Origin of the sequence: Methylopila capsulata (genome assembly GCF_016907975.1) — a bacterium.
Lineage (GTDB): Bacteria > Pseudomonadota > Alphaproteobacteria > Rhizobiales > Methylopilaceae > Methylopila > Methylopila capsulata.
In genome coordinates, this window is the sequence record NZ_JAFBCY010000001.1 from 256,542 (window position 1) to 275,761 (window position 19,220).

Here is a 19,220-nt window from a genome sequence, read left to right on the forward strand (position 1 = left end):
CCGGCCCTTCGCTTGGATCGTTTGTCCCTCGACGCCAGCGCCGGTTACGGCTTCGGCGGCTCCGTCGCGGCGGGCGCCTGCGGCTCGCCAGGCTGCTCCGTGGCCGCGGGCGGCGCGCTCTCGGGCTTGGGGGCGTCGGCGTTGGAGCCCTGCGGCGAGGTCTCCTGCGACGGGGCCTGCTTCGGCTCGTCGGTCGGGCCGGTGGCCTTGGGGTCGGCCTCCTGCGGCGTGATGGGCGCGGTCGGCTGCTGCGGGGCGGACGGCGCCGCCGGCTGCGGCGGCTGAGCCGCGCCGGGCTGCTCGGTCGCCTTGCGCAGCGCGGGCAGGATGCCGCCCTGCCCGGAGCCGAGCGGCACCTCCGGTCCGGCGGCGCCGGCGGGCGCCGCGGCCGGCTTGATGGTGGCCGCGGTCGGCTGCAGGCGATCGAGCACCGAGCCGCCGCCGTAGCCCGCGAGAATCGTCAGCGTCAGGCTGGTCACGAAGAAGCCCGCCGCGAGATAGGCGGTGACCCGCGTGAGCGTGTTGGCCTGACCGCGGCCCGACATGAAGTTGCTGCCGCCGCCGACCCCGAGGGCGCCGCCCTCCGAGCGCTGGAGCAGCACGACAACGACGAGCGCGAGCACGATCATCAGGTGGAGGACGATGAGGACGGTCTGCATGACGCCTGCGACTTGAAACGGAACGGTCTGGGCGCGCGCACCACCGGCGCGCGCGACGAAGGCGGCTGTTTACACCACGCGCAGCCGGGACGCCACCTGTGCGGGATCAGCGCGCCGCGGCGCGGGCGATGGCGAGAAAGTCGTCGGCCTTCAGGCTCGCTCCGCCCACAAGCGCGCCGTCGACGTCCGCTGCCGCGAGCAGTTCCGCGGCGTTCGAGGGCTTCACCGAACCGCCGTAGAGAATGCGGATCTTCGCCCCCTCCGGGCCGAACCGCGCGCTGAGCCGGGCGCGGATGAAGCCGTGCATCTCCGCGACGTCGTCAACGGTCGGCGTCAGGCCGGTACCGATCGCCCAGACGGGCTCGTAGGCGACCACCACCGTGGCGGCCGTCGCGGCCTCCGGCAGGGAGCCCGCGAGCTGCGTCCCGACGACGTCCAGCGCCTTGCCCCCGTCGCGCTCCTCGCGCGTCTCGCCGACGCAGATCACGGCCAGCAGCCTGGCGCGCAGCGCGCCCTCGGCCTTGGCGCGCACGATGGCGTCGGTCTCACCATGGTCAGCGCGGCGCTCGGAATGGCCGACGATGACGGCCTTGCCGCCGACGTCCGCTATCATCTCCGGGGAGATGTCGCCGGTGTGCGCCCCGGACGCCTCCGGGTGGCAATCCTGGGCGCCGACCAGCACGCCGACCCCGCGGGTCGCGGTCGCGAAGCTGGTCAGCAGCGTCGCGGGGGGGAATACGGCGAGGTCGACGACCTCCTTCAGCGCGCCCTGATAGGCGCCGACGATCCGGACGAACTCCGGCGCCGAGGCGGAGAGGCCGTTCATCTTCCAGTTACCCGCGACAAGCGGCTTGCGGGCGGCGTCGGACATGAAGGCTCCTCCTGGGGACGAAAAGTCTGCGCTTTTCTAGGAACGCGGAGGTAGCAGAACGCGGCGCGCTTGCAAATTCCTCCGGCGACTGCGATTTGCGGCGCTCGGACGCGTGCCTGTAATGTCGCGCGCCCCGCGCGGGAGCCCCCGCCGTCCTCGAACGCGAAGATATGTGAACCGCAATGCTTCAAACCCTCCGCAAAGGCGCCGCAGGCTGGGTCGCCAAGATCTTCCTGGGCGTGCTCGTTCTGAGCTTCGCTGTGTGGGGCATCGCGGACATCTTCCGGGTCGGCGGCACGGGCACGGCGGCGGCGACGGTGGGAACCCAGGAGGTCCCGCTTGAGACCTTCCGGCAGGCCTACGCCAATGAGATTCGGCGCGTGAGCCAGCAGGCGAAGCGCCAGATCACGCCGGAGCAGGCGCGCATGGCGGGCCTCGGCGAGCGGACGCTCGGCAACCTCGTCAACGAACTCGCGCTCGACACGCGCGTCGCGGCGCTCGGCCTCGCCGTCTCCGACGAAGAGGTCGGCCGCGAGATCACCGAGGACGACGTGTTCAAGGGGCCGGACGGCCGTTTCGACCGGGCCGGTTTCCAGGAGATCCTGCGCCAAAACAACCTGAATGAGAACGCCTACATCACGATGCAGCGCCAGTTCACGGCGCGCCGGCAGCTCACCGACGCGCTGGCGGGCGAGGTGCCGACCCCGCTCGCCTTCCGCGAGGCGCTGCACGGCTTCGTGAGCGACAGCCGCTCGATCTCCTATGTCACGCTGACGCCCGAGGCGCCCTCGGCCGTCCCCGCCCCGTCGGACGCGGCGCTCAAGAGCTACTTCGAGGAGCGCAAGGCGAGCTTCGCCGCCCCGGAGTTCCGCAAGGTCGCGCTCCTCCAGCTCGATCCCGCGAAGCTCGCGGCCAGCCGCACGGTGCCGGAGCAGGACATCCGCGCCTATTACGACGCCAACAAGCCGAAGTACGCCACCGCCGAGAGGCGTTCGATCGAGCAGGTGACCTACCCATCGCTCGACGAGGCGAAGGCCGGCTACGACCGCATCCAGGCCGGCGGCCTGTTCGAGCAGGAGATGGCGCGGCAGAAGATCTCGCCGCAGGACGCGTTCCTCGGCAACCTCTCCAAGGCGGAGATGTTCGACGCGAAAATCGCTGACGCGGCCTTCGCGCTCGCCCCGAACACCGTCAGCCAGCCCATCCAGGGCGCCTACACGACCGCTCTGCTGCGCGTCACCGGCGTCCAGCAGGAACAGACGAAGAGCTTCGAGCAGGTGAAGGGCGAGATCCGCAAGCTGATCGCCGAAGACGCCGCGCGCGCCGATCTCCAGGGACTGCATGACAAGGTCGACGAGGCGCGCCTCGGCGGCTCGACGCTCGACGAGATCGTCAAGTCCCAGAAGCTGCCGCCGCTGAAGCTGGTCGAGGCCATCGACGCGCAGGGCCGCGGGCCGGACGGCAAGCCCGTGCCGGGCGTCCCCGCGTCGGAGCCGCTGATGACGGCGATCTTCACCGCGACCGCAGGCGCCGAGAACGACCCCGTCACAGTCGACGGCGGATATGTCTGGTACGAGGTCCGCGAGGTGAAGCCGGCGAGCGACCGCACCTTCGAAGAGGCCCGCGCCGACGTCGAAAGCCGCTGGCGTGCGGACGAGGCGCGCAAACGGCTGGACGCCCGGGCCGACGCGCTGCTCGGCCAGCTCAAGGCCGGCAAGCCGTTCGACCAGACGGCCGCCGCCGAGAAGCTCGAGATCGACCAGGCCGAGACCACCCGCGTCGGCGGCGCGCCTGACATCACCCAGCCGCAGGCGGTCGCCGTGTTCCAGACGCCGCTCGACGGCTTCGGCAAGACCGCGCCCAACGACCAGGGCGCGCGCCTCGTCTTCAAGGTCACGGCGGAGAACACCCGGCCGTTCGATCCCAACGCGCCGGACGGCACCGGTCAGGTCGCCAAGATTTCGGAAAGCCTCAGCACCGAGGTCGTTTCGGCCTTCGTGCGCCAGATCCGCGATCAGCTCGGCGTGAAGTTCAACGAGCCCGCCATCGCCCAGGTCCTCGGCGGCGGCGAAGGCTGATCCGGTCCCGAAAGTCGCGCTCATGCTGATCTCGCCCGCGCTCGCGGCCTTCGCGCCGATCTACGCCGCAGGCCGGCCGCAGGTCGTCTCCACGACCCTGGTCGGAGACCTCGAGACGCCGGTTTCGGCCTTCCTGAAGCTCGCCGAAGGCCGGGCGAACGCGTTCCTGCTCGAGTCCGTCGAGGGCGGCGCCACGCGCGGCCGCTACTCGATGATCGGGCTGAAGCCCGACCTGCTGTGGCGTTCGGTGGGCGGCAAGGCAGAGATCAACCGCCGCGCCGCGACCGATCTCGAGGCCTACGAGCCCTGCGACGAACGCCCGCTCGACGCGCTGCGCTCGTTGCTCGCGGAATCGCGCATCGAGATCGTGGAGGCCCTGCCCCCGATGGCGGCCGGCGTGTTCGGCTATCTCGGCTACGACATGGTCCGGGAGATGGAGGAGCTGCCCTCCCCCAACGCCGACGTGCTGCAGGTCCCCGACGCGATCCTGATGCGGCCGACCGTGATGCTGGTGTTCGACGGGGTGAAGGACGAGATCACCATCGTCACGCCCGTGCGGCCGGAGCCCGGCCTCTCGGCCGAGGCCGCCCATGCGCGCGCGGTCGACCGGCTGACGGAGATCGTGGAGGGGCTCGACCGCACGCCCTCGCGGGAGCCGGCGCAGGTCAACCCGGAAGAGCACTACGCCCTCACCTCGAACACCACGCCGGCCGAATACGAGGCGATGGTGCTGCGAGCGAAGGAGTACATCGCGGCCGGCGACATCTTCCAGGTGGTGCTGTCGCAGCGGTTCGAGGCGCCGTTCGACCTGCCGGCCTTCGCGCTGTATCGCGCCCTCCGCCGCACCAACCCGGCGCCCTTCCTCGTCCATCTCGATTTCGGCGGCTTCCAGATCGTCGGGTCGAGCCCCGAGATCCTGGTGCGGGTGCGCGACGGCAAGGTGACGATCCGGCCGATCGCGGGCACCCGCCCGCGCGGCGCGACGCCCGCCGACGATCGCGCCCTGTCGGAGGAACTGCTGGCCGACCCCAAGGAGCGGGCCGAGCACCTGATGCTGCTCGACCTCGGCCGCAACGACGTGGGCCGCGTGTCCGAAATCGGCTCGGTCGAGGTCACCGACCAGTTCTTCCTCGAGTACTACAGCCAGGTGATGCACATCGTGTCGAACGTCGAAGGCCGGCTCGACCGCCGCCACGACGCGCTCGACGCGCTGGTCGCGGGCTTCCCCGCGGGCACGGTCTCCGGCGCGCCGAAGGTGCGCGCGATGGAGGTCATCGACGAGCTGGAGAAGGACAAGCGCGGCGTCTACGCCGGCTGCGTCGGCTACTTCGGGGCGAGCGGCGAGATGGACACCTGCATCGTGCTGCGCACGGCGGTGGTCAAGGACGGCCGCATCCATGTGCAGGCGGGCGCCGGGGTCGTCGCCGACAGCGTGCCCGCGGCCGAACAGGCGGAGTGCGTCAATAAGGCCAAGGCGCTGTTCCGCGCGGCCGAGGAAGCCCGCCGGTTCGCGAGCGGCGTGCGCCGCGCGCAATAGGCTTGACGCTCGACCCTCGCGGCGTTGGATGGCCGGCGTTGCGCCTTGGCCAGACGAAACGGGGTTCGCGATGCGCCTGAACGGCCTCTCCGCCTTTCCGATCACCCCCGCCACCCCCGCCGGGAAGGTGGACGTCGCAGGCTTCCGGGCTCTCGTTGCGCGTCTGTGCGCGGCGGAGGTCGATTCGGTCGGCGCGCTCGGCAGCACCGGCTCCTATCCCTACCTCACGCGCGGCGAGCGCCGGCGCGCGCTCGACGCCGCCCTGGAGGAGATCGACGGCCGGACGCCGGTTCTCGTCGGCGTCGGCGCGCTCCGGACCGACGAGGCGGTCGCCCTTGCGCAGGACGCGCGGGCGGCGGGCGCGGCCGCGGGACTGCTCGCGCCCGTGTCCTACACGCCGCTGACCGACGACGAGGTCTACGAGCATTTCGCCGTCGTCGCGCGCGAAAGCGGCTTGCCGCTCTGCATCTACGACAATCCCGGCGTCACGCATTTCAGGTTCGGCGCGGATCTCGTCGGCCGCCTCAGCCGGGTTCCGGGCGTCGTCGCGGTGAAATCCCCGTCTCCCGCCGAGGGCGACGTGGGAGGGCGTCTGGCGGAGCTGCGGAGCGTCACCTCGGCCGGCTTCTCGATCGGCTACAGCGGAGACTGGAACGCCGTCGAGGCGCTGATCGCCGGCGGAGAGGCCTGGTACAGCGTCGTGGGCGGGCTGTTCCCGCGCACGGCCATGGCGATCGTGCGGGCGATCCGGGAGGGCGACGTGGCGGAAGCCCGACGGTTGAACGCGCGGCTCGAGCCGCTCTGGAGCCTGTTCCGGGAGTTTTCCAGTCTCCGCGTGATCTACGCGAGCGCCAGCCTTCTCGGCCTTGCCAGCGCCGAACCGCCCCGCCCGATCCTGCCCCTCGCCGGCGCCGCCCGCGCGAAGGTGGCGGAGGTCCTGACGGGGCTCGGGCTGGATACGGAGGCCTGAAGGGCCTTGCGTCACACATAGAAAAACGGGCGCCCCGGAGGGCGCCCGTTCCAGAAGCCGAACGTCCGCTGCGCTCAGTAGCGGCAGGGAACGCGGTAGCGCTCGCCGTAGCGGTTGGTGCCGTAGCAGACCTCGCGGCGACGCTCCGGACGGGTGTTCGCTCCGACCACGGCGCCGCCCGCAGCGCCCAGGGCGCCGCCGACCAGCGCGCCGCTGGCCCGGCCGCCGGAAACGGCGCTGCCGACGACGGCGCCGGCGCCGGCGCCGATCAAGCCGCCCGACAGCGCGCGCTCGTTGCGGGTCTCGCCGCAGGCCGCGAGGCCGAGGCCCATGGCCGTGACGAGCGTGAGAGTGGCGATCTTCTTCATGAGCGTTCTGGCTCCCGTTGATGGTGCGGCGGAAAATAGGCCGTCGGACCTGTGCGGCTAGTGGTCGTTCGCCGGGATTTTGGACGGACGGGCGCGTCCGAAGGTCTCGATCAGCGTGAACAGAACGCAGGCGTTCAACACATGCCACAGCGGATGCGCGCCGACGGGCGAATAGGCGCAGGCCGCGCCGTCGAGCGTTCGGAACGTCAGGGACGTCGCAAACAACGCAGCGGCCGCCAGAAGGCCCTTGCCGGCGCTCCGCCGTCGCGCCTCTTGGGCGAGCGTAAGACCGACGCCCATGCCGATCAGGGCCAGCAGCGCTCCGGCGTAGCCCGGCGAGCCCCCCAACGCGCCGGCCGGCGCCAGCGCGGGCAAGGCCGCCGCGGCGGCGATGAACGCGACCGTTCCGACGACCGCCCCGAGCGCGCCAATCCCCACGATCCGGCGGAGCACGAGGCAGAAGTAAACCGCGATGAAGAGCTGGATCGGCGCCACGTCCGCCAACAGCGCCCATCGCGTCGCGAAGGTGTGGAACAGGAAGCTGCCGACGCCGATGACGGCGACGACCGCAGCCAGGACCAGGGCCGCGCGGTCGCCGCGATGCCGCCGGGCGGCGATTGCGGCGGCCATGATGAACGCGACGTTGGTCACGGCGTTTGCGGGCTCCGCCCAGAACGACGGGTCGAGCCGTTCGCAATACACGCCGAGCACGGGATCGCTCCAGGCGGCCACGCCTCGCTCCTCCGCGAGCGATCAGCGAACGGTGACGGCGCCTGCGGCGTTCAGCTCCCGCTCGATGGCGGCGACGACCTTCGGATCGGTCGGCCGGGTCGACGGGCCAAAACTCGCGACGAGGCCGCCGTCGGCCCCGATCAGATACTTGTGAAAGTTCCAGCGCGGCGCGCCGTCCGGCGCCGCGCGCGCCGCCCAGCGGTAGAACGGATGGGCGGCGTCGCCCGTCACATGCTGCTTGGCGGCGAAGGGGAACGTCGCGTGGTGGCTCTCGGCGGACTGGCGGATCGTCGCCGCGTCGCCGGGCTCCTGGCGGAAATCGTCGCTCGGCACGGCGATCACGGCGAGGCCGCGGTCGCGGTAGCGCGTCCAGAGCTCCCCGAGATCGCCCAGCTGGCCCGCGAACCCGCAGCGGGAGGCGGTGTTGACCACGAGGATCGGCGTGCCGACGTAGCTCGCGAGCCGGATCTTGCCGCCCTCGAGCCCGTCGAAGGCGAAGGCCGCCGCGGTGGTTTCACTGCGTTCGGCGGCGTCCGCGGCGGGCAGGCATACGGCAAGGGCGAGAAGCGCTCCGGCGAAGCGCGCGATCATGGACGGCATGGGTCGATCCTCGGCGTGGGCAGGCTTTCGAGATTCGCGCCCGACGCCACGCTGGATCAGCCGCGCCCGGTGATCAACGCGCGCTCATCATCCGCAGCGGCCCGACGCCGTAGCTGCCTGCGCCCTTGGCCGGCTTCTTCATCGCCTCGGGGTTCATCGCCGCCACAAGCTGCAGGAACATGGCGCCCGGGAGCGGCGGCGCGAACACATAGCCCTGCGCCATGCGGACGCCCTTGGCGCGCAGATACTCGAGCTGCTCGAAGCTCTCCACGCCCTCCGCGATAAGCTCGAGGTTCATGTCGTTCGCGAGCTTCACCATGCTGTCGACGATCGCGATCGAGTAGCGGTCGGTGCCGACGGCGTCGACGAACATCTTGTCCATCTTCATGACGTCGACGCCGAGCTTCAGCAGGTAGGACAGGCCGCCATGGCCGGTGCCGACGTCGTCCAGCGCCACCCGGACGCCGAGCGCCTGCAGCTTGGCGATGACGAGCCGCGCCCGCGGGATGTCGTTCAGGGGCTGGCGTTCGGTCACCTCGAACATCAGCTGGTTCATGCGGATCGGCGAGCCCTCGAAGATGCGCTGGACGTCGTCGACGATGTCGGAGTCGTCGAAATGCCCGGCGAACAGGTTGAAGCCGACCTTGAGCTGCGGCAGGCGCGCGTAGGCGTCGGCGAGCTCGTCGCGCGCGGCCTCCATCAGGGCGAGCGTCATCGGGAAGATCTCGCCGCTCGCCTCCGCGAGCGCGATGAACCGGCCTGGGGGGATCATCGCCCCGTTCCGGCGGCGCCAGCGGACCAGCACCTCGCAGCCCGCGAGCTTGCCCGTCGTGATGTCGATCACCGGCTGGTAGTACGGCACGAACTCGCCGTCGCGGATGCCGTCGGCGATCTCGCGCACGGGGCCGCCCATCCGCCGACAGAAGAGATAGACGCCCACCGCGACCACGATCGCGAACACGCCGCCGCCGATGTTGGCGTAGAAGAACAGACCGGCGTTCGCGCGGAGCAACGCGCTGCCCGGCACCTCAATGTCGACCTTGAAGGGATAGCGCTGCGACGCCGCGGTCGAGACCACCGACGGCAGGCGCGAGGAGCGCTCCTCGGCGACGTCCTCGACGAGCGAGCGCCGGGCGACGGGCGTGCCGTCGACGGTCGCGAGCTGGGCGATGAACGCGGCGGTCAGCTGGCTCTTCAGGAAATGCGGGAACAGCCGCTCGCCGGGAATCAGCACGCGGACGGAGATCGGCCCATCGGCGTCCCAGGTCAGCCGCACGAGCTGCGAGGCGCCCAGCTCTCCGATGGAGACGGTGGCGAGCGTGACGTTCGGGTTGAGCGTGTCGTGTTCCGGCGAAGTGCGGCGCACCACGCGCGGCTGACCGTCCGCGGCGCAGATCGCCGCGCCGGATTTGTCGACGAGGGCGATCTCCGCGATGAAGCTCGCGCGCTGCTCGGCCTTCTGAAGCAGGTCGACGACGGAGCGCGAGCATTCCCCGACGGTCTTGAGTCCGACGCCGATCAGCGCCGTCGCGGCGTCGTCGAGCCGAGACTCGGAGAGCGAGAGGACTTCGTTCGCGACGTAATCCACCTCGCGCTGGGCGCCGGTGATCAGATTGGCCCCGAGCAGGACGTTGATGCCGATGATCGGGATCGCGGCGAGGGCGATTCCGATCAGCACCGTGTTCCGCCAGGAAGCCCCTCCGTTTCGCACCGACACCCCGCCTCAGGGCCTGCCTCTGCGTCCGGGAACGACGACGCGCGCAAGCCCGGCGAGAGTGCGCCTTTTCGGCTTAATACGAGGCTAATCCGGGGCGTTTTCGCCGACCTGCGCTTCAACCACCGCGAGCGCGGTCATGTTGACCACGCCGCGCGCCGTGACCGACGGCGTGAGGATGTGCGCCGGCCGGTCGGCGCCCACCAGGATCGGCCCCACCGGGAGCGCGTCCGCCACCGCCTTGATCAGTTGGGCGCTGATGTTGGCCGCGTCGAGGTTCGGGAACACCAGAAGATTGGCTTCTCCGGACAGCGTCGAACTCGGCAGCAGCCGTTCCCGGAGCACGGGCGAGAGCGCGACGTCCGCCATCATCTCGCCGTCGACTTCCAGGTGCGGCGCCGCCTCGCGGATGATGGCGAGCGCGTCCCGCATCTTTCGGGCGGAGGGCGTGTCGTGGGAGCCGAAGCTCGCATGCGAGAGCAGCGCGATCTTCGGCGTGATGCCGAAGCGCTCGACGCTCTTCGCGCCGTGGATCGCGCTCTCCGCGATGCTGCGGGCGTCCGGCTCCGCCGTCACGTAGGTGTCGGTAAGGAAGTAGACGCCGCGAGCGGTGATGAGCAGCGACAAGGTGGAGTAGTCCGGCGCTCCGGGCTTGCGCCCGATCACCTGGTCGATCAGGTCGAGATGATCGTGAAACCGCCCTTCCAGGCCGCAGATCATCGCGTCGGCGTCGCCGCGGATCACCGCGAGGGCCGCGATCGCGGTCGAGTTCGTCCGCACCACCGTGCGCGCGAGGTCCGGCGTCACTCCGGCGCGGCCCGCCCGCTCGAGATAGAGCGAGACGTAGTCGCGGTAGCGCGGATCGTCCTCGGGGTTGATCACCTCGACGTCGCCCGGCTTCAGCGTGAGTCCCCAGCGCTTGGCGCGGACCTCGATGACGTGGGGACGGCCGATCAGAATCGGGGTCGCGATGCCCTCCTCCAGCGACACCTCGGCGGCGCGCAGCGCCCGCTCGTCCTCGCCGTCGGCGTAGATCACCCGCTTGGGCGCCGCCTTCGCCGCCGCGAACACCGGCTTCATGACGAAGCCGGAGCGGAACACGAAGCGGTTGAGCTGGTCTTCGTAGGCCCGGAAATCCGCGATCGGCCGGCGCGCGACGCCGCTCTCCATCGCCGCGCGGGCGACCGCGGGCGCGATGCGGAGGATCAGGCGCGGGTCGAACGGGCTGGGGATCAGCGACTCGGGGCCGAACAGACGCGTCTCGCCGCCATAGGCCTTGGCCACCACGTCGGAGGACGGTTCGCGCGCGAGCGCCGCGATGGCGCGGACCGCGGCGGCCTTCATCTCCTCGTTGATCTCCGTCGCCGCCACGTCGAGCGCGCCGCGGAAGATGTAGGGGAAGCAGAGGACGTTGTTGACCTGGTTCGGGAAGTCCGAGCGGCCGGTGCAGATCATGGCGCCGGGGCTCGCCTCGCGGGCGACGTCCGGCATGATCTCGGGATTGGGGTTCGCGAGCGCGAGGATCATCGGCTTCTCGGCCATCCGCGCGACCATCTCGGGCTTCAAGACGCCGCCGGCGGAGAGACCTAGGAACACGTCGGCGCCGTCGATGACCTCGCCGAGCGTCCGCTTGTCGGTGTCCTGCGCGTAGACCGCCTTCCAGCGGTCCATCAGCGTCTCGCGGCCGAGATACGCCACGCCGTCGATGTCGGTGACCCAGATGTTCTCCCGCTTGGCGCCGAGCGTCACCAGCAGGTTGAGGCAGGCGAGCGCCGCCGCGCCGGCGCCGGAGGTCACGATCTTCACGTCGGCGATGTTCTTGCCGGCGAGTTCGAGCCCGTTGGTGATCGCGGCCGCGACGATGATGGCGGTGCCGTGCTGGTCGTCGTGGAAGACCGGGATGCCCATGCGTTTCTTGCAGGCCTCTTCGACCTCGAAACACTCCGGAGCCTTGATGTCCTCGAGGTTGATGCCGCCGAAGGTGGGCTCGAGCGCGCAGATCACCTCGATCAGCCGGCTCGCGTCCTTCTCCGCCACCTCGATGTCGAAGACGTCGATGCCGGCGAACTTCTTGAAGAGGACCGCCTTGCCTTCCATGACCGGCTTGCTGGCGAGCGGGCCGATGTCGCCGAGGCCGAGCACGGCGGTGCCGTTGGACAGGACCGCCACGAGGTTCTGCCGAACCGTCAGTTCGGCGGCCTGGTCCGGATCTTCGGCGATGGCGTCGCACGCCGCCGCGACGCCCGGCGAATAGGCGAGCGCGAGGTCGCGCTGATTGCCGAGCGGCTTGGTCGCCTGGATCTCGATCTTGCCCGGACGGGCGCCCGTCGCCGCGGAGCCGCGATGATAAACGAGCGCGCCGCTCCGCAGATCGTCGGACATAGTGCTGGACATTGATCGATCCCCTCCGCGGCCGCTCTCTTGGTCGGACGTCTAATGCGGCCTTTTCGCACAGTTTTTGAAAATGGCCACCCTCAACTGAAGGAGGCCGCCCCGCGCACGCCGCGCCGTTCCTCGGGCGCCGCATCGGGCCCGCACTTCGACGTCATGACTGAGACGATCTCATGATGGCCCGGCTGGAAGCGCGCGCTTGATCGCCTCGGCGAGCTGGTCAAGCGGATGCTCGGTCAGGACGGACAGCCGGTCGAGGCGGCCCACCCAGCCCATGCGGGCGAGGTCGGACAGGTCGGCCTCGAAGGCGAGGCCCCGGCGGACATGGACCGCGATTTCCGCGGCGTCGCGGCGGGGCACGCGGTAGCCGTCCGGACGCGCGACGACCGTGGGTCGCCGCGCCGCGATCGCCTCCGCGATCATCGACATCGAGTCCGCCGTCACGATGACGGCGTCGGCCGCGTAGGCCTCCAGGTTCGACATCAGCCCCGCGCTGCGGAAATCGATGACCCGCACCGCACCGCCAATGGGCTCCATCTCCGCGACGAAGCGGTCGAAACCGGCCGCCGGCGTACGGCGCGAGTTCGAGACCACGACCTCCATGCCTTCGTCGACCAGCCCGCGGACCAGGGCTCCCAGCTGCGCGAAGTCCTGCTCCGAAAACGTGTGGTGCTTGGTCGTCCCGCCGAGCAGCAGCGCCACTCTGCGCCGGTCCGCCCCTCTGCGCGCCGGCGGAAGGCCGTCGGGATCGATTTCGCTCGGCCGCAACACCACGACGCCGCGGCGGAGCCGGACAGGGTCCGGCCGCAGCAGCACGTCGAACTCGGCCAGAATCGGAAGCTTGGGAAAACCGAAATAGATCGAGCGCGCCCGCGTCGCCCGCGCGAGCGCGATGGTTGCGGCGGAGATCGACGGACCGGTGGCGACCACGAGGTCGAATCGCTCGGACGCGAGCTGGGCGACGGTTCCCTCGCGCTCCGCGGGCGCGTCGAACCGGCCGGGCCAGAACCGATCGAACGGCATGAGGCGCGCCTGCAACCGCTCCCAGCCGCGGGAACCGCCGCCGCGCGCGCGGAGCGCGAGCCGTCGCGTCTCAACCGCCTGCCGACGCGCGATCGCCGTCAGCACGCCGAGCGTGATGCGGTCATGGCCCGCGACGCCGTCCGACAGCGCGAGCGCCCGCAGCGGGCGTCCGGGCGGCCTGCTCATCTCACTCCCGCCAGTTGGCCGCGATCCACGGCGTGGCGCGCACGTGCTTGTAGATCCGCTTAAGCGGCGGGGCGGGCCAGCGGCCGTCGCGCGCCTCGTCGGGGTTGGGGCGGCCGGTGAAGCAGATGACCTTGGCGTCCACGGGCAGCTCGGGCGTTTTCACGAAGTTCAGCGGCCAGGCGGGCAACAGGCTGTGCTTGAAGCTGACGCACCACGGCGCGGGCCAGTAGCGCTTCCGCTCGCCGATCGTGCGCGAGATGTAGGTCTGACTGTTCGGGTGGCTGGCGATCGTGCCCGCCGGATCTTTCATGAAGGCGTCGTAGATCTCGGGATAGGCGCCGACGTCGAACCGATAGACCGAGGTGTTGCCGATGCCCTTCCCCATCTGCGTCCAGTTCTCGGCCACCACGAAGTCCGCCTCGGGGGCGTGGTCGAAGAACGGATCGAGGTCGCCGGTGATGACGACGTCGAGGTCGAGGAACAGCACGCGGCCCGAAATACCCTCGAGCTCGCGCGCCCACAGCGAGACCTTGCGCCACGACTTCCACATGTGGCTCTGCGGCATGTAGATCGGCGGCAGCGGATAGTTCTCCACCTCCGGCCGGAAGCCGGCGGGGTCGTTGGTGTAGCAGACCAGTCGGAACGGGCGCCGCGTGTTGCGAGCTATCATTGCGTAGAGCTTGTTGACGTAATCCGCGCCGTACATGCTGCCCCAGCGGATGCAGATGAATGTTTGCGTCATGGCAGGCAGCCTCGGGCATGGGGACGACGTCGGAGCGGCGGCACCATGCCTGCGAACGCGGCCGGCTTTCAAGCGCAGCGGTCGTCGCGCGCAGGACGGAACTGGACCGTGCGTGTGAACGCTAAGTGTCGGGCGCGCCGGGCGCGTCGTCGAAAGGGAGATCATCCGCGCGTATGAAGAAGCGGCATGGAGTCATCGGGGCGGCGCTCGCGCTTGGCCTGACGTTCGTCGGTCTCGCTTTGGCGCCTGCGGTCGCGAACCGCTTCGCCGCCTCGGAAGTGGACAGGGCGCTGGAGCGGATCCGGCGGCTGAACACGGCCGTCGCGAGCCGTGGCGAGGTCGATTACGACCTGTTCCAGCAGTCGCTCGTCGTGAGGGACGTCGCGGTCGATTCCCCGGGCGCCGGCGGCGCCAAGATCCAGATCGGCCGCGTGACGGTCCATCGGCCGGGCGGCAGGGAAGACCGCATGGTGGCGGACACCATCCGGATCGAGAACGTCACCGTCGCCTTCGCGAACGAGACGCTCACCATTCCGACGATCGAGGTCGACGGCTACGAGGGTCCGGCACAGGGCCTCGTCAGTCCGCCCCGCGTCGGTCGCGCCGCGCGGACTCAGGCGGACATGATCGCCCAGGTGTCGATCCGCGGCGCGCGCGCGCCCGAGATGACGAGCGTCAACGCCGACCTCAAGGCGACCCGCACGATCCGCAACGTCGTGCTGGGCGCCGCGACCGACGGCGTCGTCAGCCGGGCCACGATCGAGAGCGTCGAGGTCTCGATGCTCCCGCCGCCCGGCGTCGGCGCGGAGGAGACCAATGCGCTCCACCTCGGCGCCGCCACGCTCGAGGGCGTCAGCCTGCCCACCCTGATGCGCTTCCAGGCCGGCGACGGCCAGGGCGAACGCGAGATCGCCGTGGCGCGTGCCGAGGTGCAAGGCGCCTCGCTGCGGGCGCCCACGGCCTCCTATGGAGTGGTGAACGCGACCGTCGGGCGGCTGACGCTCGAAGCGCTCGCCCTCAGGCCCCTCGCGTTTCCGACCCAGGCCATTGACCAGCTCGCCGACAAGGCGCGGTCGGGCAAGCCGCTGACGCCCGCTGACGTCCGCCAGATGATGCTGATGGCCGTAGACGGCGTGCGCGCGGTCGCGATCGGCCGGGCCGCCGCCAACGACGCCACGCTGTCGTTCGACGTCGTAGGGCCCCGCAGCGTTTCGGCCGGACTTGTCGAGGCGACGGCGGTCGCGGACGGCCGGGTCGGCGGCCTGCGGTTCGAAGCCTTCCGCGCCGAGACGACGGAGGGCTCGGCGGCGGCCGGGAGCGGGGCGATCGCCGATTTCGACGCCACCGGGCTTCTCGCCTACGCCCAGGAGGTCGGCGACGACAAGATCCTGCTCACGAGCACGCCGCCGGCGGACAGGATGATGGGGCTGACCCCGCGCGCGGCCTCGGCCGAACTCGCGAACGTCGAGATCACCCGCAACGGCGACGTCGTGCGCGTGGGCAAGCTGCGCACCGGCCAGCGCGGCGACGTCGCCTCGGACCTGCCCAACCACATCAGCGTCGCCGTGGAGCAACTTCAGGCGCCGTTGCCCCCGCGGTGGCGCGTCGGACGCTATCTGCAGGACGCCGGGGTGGAGGAGATCAACCTGAGCTTCGCCGCCGACGTCTCCCTCGACGCCACGACGCAGATCCTCAAGCTGGAGCAGCTCGCCTACGACGCCCCAGGCGTCGCCGACGTGAGCCTCACCGGCTCGCTCGCCAACGTCGATCCCAAGGTCGCCGTGGAACGCGGCGGCGAACTGGTCGAGAAGCTGTCCGACGTGACGGTCGACCCCTTCGCGCTGAAGGTCGTGGACCATGGCGGTCTCGCCGCCGCGCTCGCCTACGCCGCCGACCGCGTCGGCCGCCCGCCCGACGTCTACCGCGAGGATCTCGCGCAGCAGGTCGAGCAGACCGTGGTGGGCATCCTCGGACCCTCGGCCGACGCTTCGGGGCGCGCGCTGGCGCTGTTCATCCGCAAGGGCGGGGCGCTCGACGTGGCGATCACCCCGAAGGGCGCCGACACGCGCCTGCTTCGGGTGCTGGGCCTGATCGGGCTCGGCCCCGTCGGCCTCGCCCAGGCGCTCGACCTGACGATCGTCACCCGCGACGGGTGACGCGGCGGGTCAGGCCTTCGGCAGCGCCGGGCGGATGTGCAGGTCCTTGAGCTGCTGCGGCGTCGCCGGCGAGGGCGCGCCCATGAGCAGGTCCTCGGCGCGCTGGTTCATCGGGAAGATCGAGATCTCGCGCAGGTTGGTCGAGCCCGTGAGCAGCATCACGATGCGGTCCACGCCCGCCGCCATACCGCCATGGGGCGGCGCGCCGTACTGGAACGCGCGGTACATGCCGCCGAAGCGCTCGACCACCGTCTCCTCGCCGTAGCCCGCGATCTCGAACGCCTTCACCATCGCCTCGGGGCGGTGGTTGCGGATGCCGCCGGAGGCGATCTCGTAGCCGTTGCAGGCGATGTCGTACTGGAACGCCTTGATGGTGAGCGGGTCCTGCCCCTTCAGCGCGTCGAGGCCGCCCTGCGGCATGGAGAAGGGGTTGTGCGAAAAGTCGACCTTCTTCTCGTCCTCGTTCCACTCGTACATCGGGAAGTCGACGATCCAGGCGAGCTCGAACCGGTCGTGGTCGACGAGCTTCAGGTCCTCGCCCACCTTGGTGCGGGCGAGGCCCGCGAACTTCACGAAGGTCGCGGGGTCGCCGGCCACGAAGAACGCGGCGTCGCCGTCCTTGAGGCCGAGCTGGTCGCGGATCGCGGCGGTGCGCTCCGGCCCGATGTTGTTCGCGATCGGACCGGCGCCCTCGCCGCCCTCGCGCCACATGACGTAGCCGAGGCCGGGCTGGCCCTCGCTCTGCGCCCACGAGTTCATGCGGTCGCAGAACGCGCGGCTGCCGCCGGTCGGCCCGGGGATCGCCCACACGCGGTTGGTTTCGGTCTCCAGCATGCGCGCGAAGACCTTGAAGCCCGACCCGCGGAAGTGCTCGGAAACGTCCTGCATGACGAGCGGGTTGCGAAGGTCCGGCTTGTCGGTGCCGTACTTCGTCATGGATTCGGCGTAGGGGATGCGCGGCCAGTTCTTCGTCACCGGCTTGCCGTTGGCGAAGTCCTCGAACACGCCGGTGATCACGGGCTCGACCGAGGCGAACACGTCCTCCTGCTCGACGAAGCTCATCTCGAGGTCGAGCTGGTAGAACTCGCCGGGCAGGCGGTCGGCGCGCGGATCCTCGTCGCGGAAGCAGGGCGCAATCTGGAAGTAGCGGTCGAAGCCGCTCATCATGATCAGCTGCTTGTACTGCTGCGGCGCCTGCGGCAGCGCGTAGAACGTGCCGGGATGGATGCGGCTCGGCACCAGGAAGTCGCGCGCGCCTTCGGGGCTCGACGCCGTCAGGATCGGGGTCTGGAACTCGAAGAACCCCTGCCCCTTCATCTTCGACCGCATGGCGTCGATGATCGCGCCGCGGGTCATGATGTTCTTGTGCAGCTTCTCGCGGCGCAGATCGAGGAAGCGGTACCGGAGACGCGTCTCCTCCGGATAGTCCTGATCGCCGAACACCGGCAGCGGCAGCTCCGCCGCAGGGCCCAGAACCTCGATCTCCTTCGCGTAGATCTCGACCTGACCTGTCGGGAGCTCGGCGTTCTCGGTGCCGGCGGGGCGGGTGCGCACCGCGCCGTCGATGCGGATCACCCATTCCGAGCGCACCGTCTCGGCCAGCTTGAACGCAGGGCTGTCGGGATCGGCGACCACCTGCGTCAGGCCGTAGTGGTCGCGCAGGTCGATGAACAGCACGCCGCCGTGGTCGCGGACGCGATGAACCCAGCCGGACAGGCGAACGGTCTCGCCGACATGGTCGGAGCGGAGTTCGCCGCAGGTGTGGGTGCGGTAGCGGTGCATCGTGATGTCGTCCCGGATCGTTCGGCCTTGCGAGGCCGTAAAAGGCCGCGGGACCACGGCATGCAGGCGGCGATGTTGTCAAGGATGTCGGCGCGAGCACGGAGACACCGGCGACCGACTCCGCTATATGCGGAGACGACATGATGATCACCTCGACCGCCGACCTTGCCGCCGCCTGCGCCCGCTTCGCCCGCTCCCCTTTCGTGACGGTCGACACCGAGTTCCTGCGCGAAACCACCTTCTGGCCGAAACTCTGCGTCGTGCAGCTCGCCGACGAGGAAGGCCCGGTCGTGGTCGACGCGCTGGCGCCGGACATCGACCTCCAGCCGCTGTTCGAGCTGATGGCGAACGAGGGCGTGCTGAAGGTGTTCCACGCCGGGCGGCAAGACATCGAGATCTTCCATCATCTCGCCGGCCTGGTGCCGCACCCGGTGTTCGACACCCAGATCGCCGCCATGGTGCTGGGCTTCGGCGACAGCGTCTCCTACGACCAGCTGGTGCAGCGCACGACTGGCGTGACGCTCGACAAATCCTCGCGCTTCACCGACTGGAGCCGGCGCCCGCTGTCGGACGACCAGGTGACCTACGCCATCGCCGACGTCACGCACCTCCGGACGGTCTACGCCAAGCTCTCCGCCGATCTGGTCAAGCGCGGCCGCGCCGAGTGGCTGGTCGAGGAGATGGAGGTGCTTACCTCCCCCGCGACCTACCGCGCCGAACCGGACGAGGCGTGGCAGCGGTTTCGCTCGCGCGTGAAGAAACAGCGCGATCTCGCCGTGCTGATGGAGGTGGCCGCCTGGCGCGAGCGCGAGGCGCAGGGCCGCGACGTCCCGCGCTCCCGGGTCCTGAAGGACGACGCCCTGCTCGAGGTCGCGACCCGCGCCCCGAAGACCGCCGAGGCGCTCGGCGGCCTGCGCACCTTTCCGCGGGGCTACGAACGCTCGCGGGCGGGCCAGGAGATTCTGGAGGCGGTCGCGCGCGGGCTCGCGCTCGACCCCGCCGGTCTGCCGGAGATCGACCGCGATCGCGGCGCGGCCGGCGCGAACCCTGCGACCGTCGAACTGCTGAAGGTTCTGCTTCGCATGATCGCGGAGCAGAACGCGGTCGCCGCCAAGATCATCGCCAACAGCGACGACCTGGAGCGTATCGCGGCCGACGACGCAGCGGAGGTCCCGGCCATGCATGGCTGGCGGCGCGAGCTGTTCGGCGAGAAGGCGCTCAAGCTGAAGGCCGGCGAGCTTGCGCTCGCGGTCGAGCGCGGGCGCGTGGTGACGCTGGCGCGCGATCCGGCGGAGGACGGCCCCCTGCCCGCTCCGCAGCCCCGCCGCCGCCGCGGAGGCCGCGGCGAGCGCTTCGCCGAGCCTGCGAGCGCCCCCGTCGCCGGCGACTGACCGGCCTCGAGCCGGGACAC

The 19,220-nt window shown here is 70.5% G+C and carries 15 protein-coding genes; 5 read left to right on the top strand and 10 right to left on the bottom strand.

The features are described 5' to 3' along the window. Positions 1 to 44 precede the first annotated feature (44 nt). Complete coding sequence (gene secG, locus JOD31_RS01160) at positions 45 to 659, bottom strand: preprotein translocase subunit SecG (protein WP_204948492.1); 615 nt, start codon at positions 657 to 659, stop codon at positions 45 to 47. A gap of 106 nt (positions 660 to 765) precedes the next feature. After that, positions 766 to 1,530, bottom strand: a complete 765-nt coding sequence (tpiA, locus tag JOD31_RS01165) for a triose-phosphate isomerase (RefSeq protein WP_204948493.1) — start codon at positions 1,528 to 1,530, stop codon at positions 766 to 768. A 182-nt stretch (positions 1,531 to 1,712) separates the two neighbouring features. Between tpiA and JOD31_RS01170 the strand changes: the two genes are divergently transcribed. From JOD31_RS01170 to JOD31_RS01180, 3 genes are all read left to right on the top strand, one after another. Next, positions 1,713 to 3,608: a SurA N-terminal domain-containing protein gene (locus tag JOD31_RS01170; RefSeq protein WP_204948494.1), complete on the top strand. Its 1,896-nt coding sequence runs from the start codon at positions 1,713 to 1,715 to the stop codon at positions 3,606 to 3,608. A gap of 22 nt (positions 3,609 to 3,630) precedes the next feature. Further along, positions 3,631 to 5,145, top strand: coding sequence for an anthranilate synthase component I (trpE, locus tag JOD31_RS01175; RefSeq protein ID WP_204948495.1), 1,515 nt, complete (start codon positions 3,631 to 3,633; stop codon positions 5,143 to 5,145). Between the two features lie 70 nt (positions 5,146 to 5,215). Beyond that, positions 5,216 to 6,115 carry a dihydrodipicolinate synthase family protein gene (locus tag JOD31_RS01180; protein WP_204948496.1) on the top strand — a complete coding sequence of 300 codons (900 nt, stop codon included), beginning with the start codon at positions 5,216 to 5,218 and terminating at the stop codon, positions 6,113 to 6,115. A 74-nt stretch (positions 6,116 to 6,189) separates the two neighbouring features. Here JOD31_RS01180 and JOD31_RS01185 read toward each other — a convergent pair whose 3' ends face one another. The 7 genes from JOD31_RS01185 to JOD31_RS01215 form a co-directional block, all read right to left on the bottom strand. Then, entirely contained in the window at positions 6,190 to 6,483 is a 294-nt protein-coding gene (locus tag JOD31_RS01185) for a YMGG-like glycine zipper-containing protein (protein WP_204948497.1), read from the bottom strand. A gap of 57 nt (positions 6,484 to 6,540) precedes the next feature. Next, positions 6,541 to 7,215, bottom strand: a complete 675-nt coding sequence (locus JOD31_RS01190) for a ceramidase domain-containing protein (protein ID WP_204948498.1) — start codon at positions 7,213 to 7,215, stop codon at positions 6,541 to 6,543. A 21-nt stretch (positions 7,216 to 7,236) separates the two neighbouring features. After that, positions 7,237 to 7,815 carry a glutathione peroxidase gene (locus JOD31_RS01195; protein ID WP_204948499.1) on the bottom strand — a complete coding sequence of 193 codons (579 nt, stop codon included), beginning with the start codon at positions 7,813 to 7,815 and terminating at the stop codon, positions 7,237 to 7,239. A 73-nt stretch (positions 7,816 to 7,888) separates the two neighbouring features. Then, positions 7,889 to 9,493, bottom strand: a complete 1,605-nt coding sequence (locus tag JOD31_RS01200; protein WP_271206140.1) for an EAL domain-containing protein — start codon at positions 9,491 to 9,493, stop codon at positions 7,889 to 7,891. 123 nt (positions 9,494 to 9,616) lie between these two features. Next, positions 9,617 to 11,923 (bottom strand): NADP-dependent malic enzyme, encoded by a 2,307-nt coding sequence (locus JOD31_RS01205; protein ID WP_271206141.1) that lies wholly within the window; start codon positions 11,921 to 11,923, stop codon positions 9,617 to 9,619. A gap of 168 nt (positions 11,924 to 12,091) precedes the next feature. Continuing rightward, positions 12,092 to 13,129 carry an ELM1/GtrOC1 family putative glycosyltransferase gene (locus JOD31_RS01210; RefSeq protein WP_204948501.1) on the bottom strand — a complete coding sequence of 346 codons (1,038 nt, stop codon included), beginning with the start codon at positions 13,127 to 13,129 and terminating at the stop codon, positions 12,092 to 12,094. A gap of 1 nt (position 13,130) precedes the next feature. Beyond that, positions 13,131 to 13,871: a hypothetical protein gene (locus tag JOD31_RS01215; protein ID WP_204948502.1), complete on the bottom strand. Its 741-nt coding sequence runs from the start codon at positions 13,869 to 13,871 to the stop codon at positions 13,131 to 13,133. 173 nt (positions 13,872 to 14,044) lie between these two features. Between JOD31_RS01215 and JOD31_RS01220 the strand changes: the two genes are divergently transcribed. Then, positions 14,045 to 16,027, top strand: coding sequence for a hypothetical protein (locus JOD31_RS01220; RefSeq protein ID WP_204948503.1), 1,983 nt, complete (start codon positions 14,045 to 14,047; stop codon positions 16,025 to 16,027). Positions 16,028 to 16,036: 9 nt separating this feature from the next. Here JOD31_RS01220 and aspS read toward each other — a convergent pair whose 3' ends face one another. Then, complete coding sequence (gene aspS, locus JOD31_RS01225) at positions 16,037 to 17,809, bottom strand: aspartate--tRNA ligase (protein WP_204948504.1); 1,773 nt, start codon at positions 17,807 to 17,809, stop codon at positions 16,037 to 16,039. A gap of 140 nt (positions 17,810 to 17,949) precedes the next feature. On the opposite strand from aspS, the gene rnd reads away from it, so the two are divergent. After that, positions 17,950 to 19,200 (top strand): ribonuclease D, encoded by a 1,251-nt coding sequence (gene rnd, locus JOD31_RS01230; protein ID WP_204948505.1) that lies wholly within the window; start codon positions 17,950 to 17,952, stop codon positions 19,198 to 19,200. Positions 19,201 to 19,220: the final 20 nt, after the last annotated feature.

What these genes read in the sequence shown, in the direction of transcription:
- JOD31_RS01185 (WP_204948497.1), bottom strand. Translation starts at nt 6,483, where the DNA reads ATGAAGAAGATCGCCACTCTCACGCTCGTCACGGCCATGGGCCTCGGC.
- secG (WP_204948492.1), bottom strand. Translation starts at nt 659, where the DNA reads ATGCAGACCGTCCTCATCGTCCTCCACCTGATGATCGTGCTCGCGCTC.
- tpiA (WP_204948493.1), bottom strand. Translation starts at nt 1,530, where the DNA reads ATGTCCGACGCCGCCCGCAAGCCGCTTGTCGCGGGTAACTGGAAGATG.
- JOD31_RS01195 (WP_204948499.1), bottom strand. Translation starts at nt 7,815, where the DNA reads ATGCCGTCCATGATCGCGCGCTTCGCCGGAGCGCTTCTCGCCCTTGCC.
- JOD31_RS01205 (WP_271206141.1), bottom strand. Translation starts at nt 11,923, where the DNA reads ATGTCCAGCACTATGTCCGACGATCTGCGGAGCGGCGCGCTCGTTTAT.
- JOD31_RS01180 (WP_204948496.1), top strand. Translation starts at nt 5,216, where the DNA reads ATGCGCCTGAACGGCCTCTCCGCCTTTCCGATCACCCCCGCCACCCCC.
- rnd (WP_204948505.1), top strand. Translation starts at nt 17,950, where the DNA reads ATGATGATCACCTCGACCGCCGACCTTGCCGCCGCCTGCGCCCGCTTC.
- trpE (WP_204948495.1), top strand. Translation starts at nt 3,631, where the DNA reads ATGCTGATCTCGCCCGCGCTCGCGGCCTTCGCGCCGATCTACGCCGCA.
- JOD31_RS01210 (WP_204948501.1), bottom strand. Translation starts at nt 13,129, where the DNA reads ATGAGCAGGCCGCCCGGACGCCCGCTGCGGGCGCTCGCGCTGTCGGAC.
- JOD31_RS01215 (WP_204948502.1), bottom strand. Translation starts at nt 13,871, where the DNA reads ATGACGCAAACATTCATCTGCATCCGCTGGGGCAGCATGTACGGCGCG.
- JOD31_RS01220 (WP_204948503.1), top strand. Translation starts at nt 14,045, where the DNA reads ATGAAGAAGCGGCATGGAGTCATCGGGGCGGCGCTCGCGCTTGGCCTG.
- JOD31_RS01170 (WP_204948494.1), top strand. Translation starts at nt 1,713, where the DNA reads ATGCTTCAAACCCTCCGCAAAGGCGCCGCAGGCTGGGTCGCCAAGATC.
- aspS (WP_204948504.1), bottom strand. Translation starts at nt 17,809, where the DNA reads ATGCACCGCTACCGCACCCACACCTGCGGCGAACTCCGCTCCGACCAT.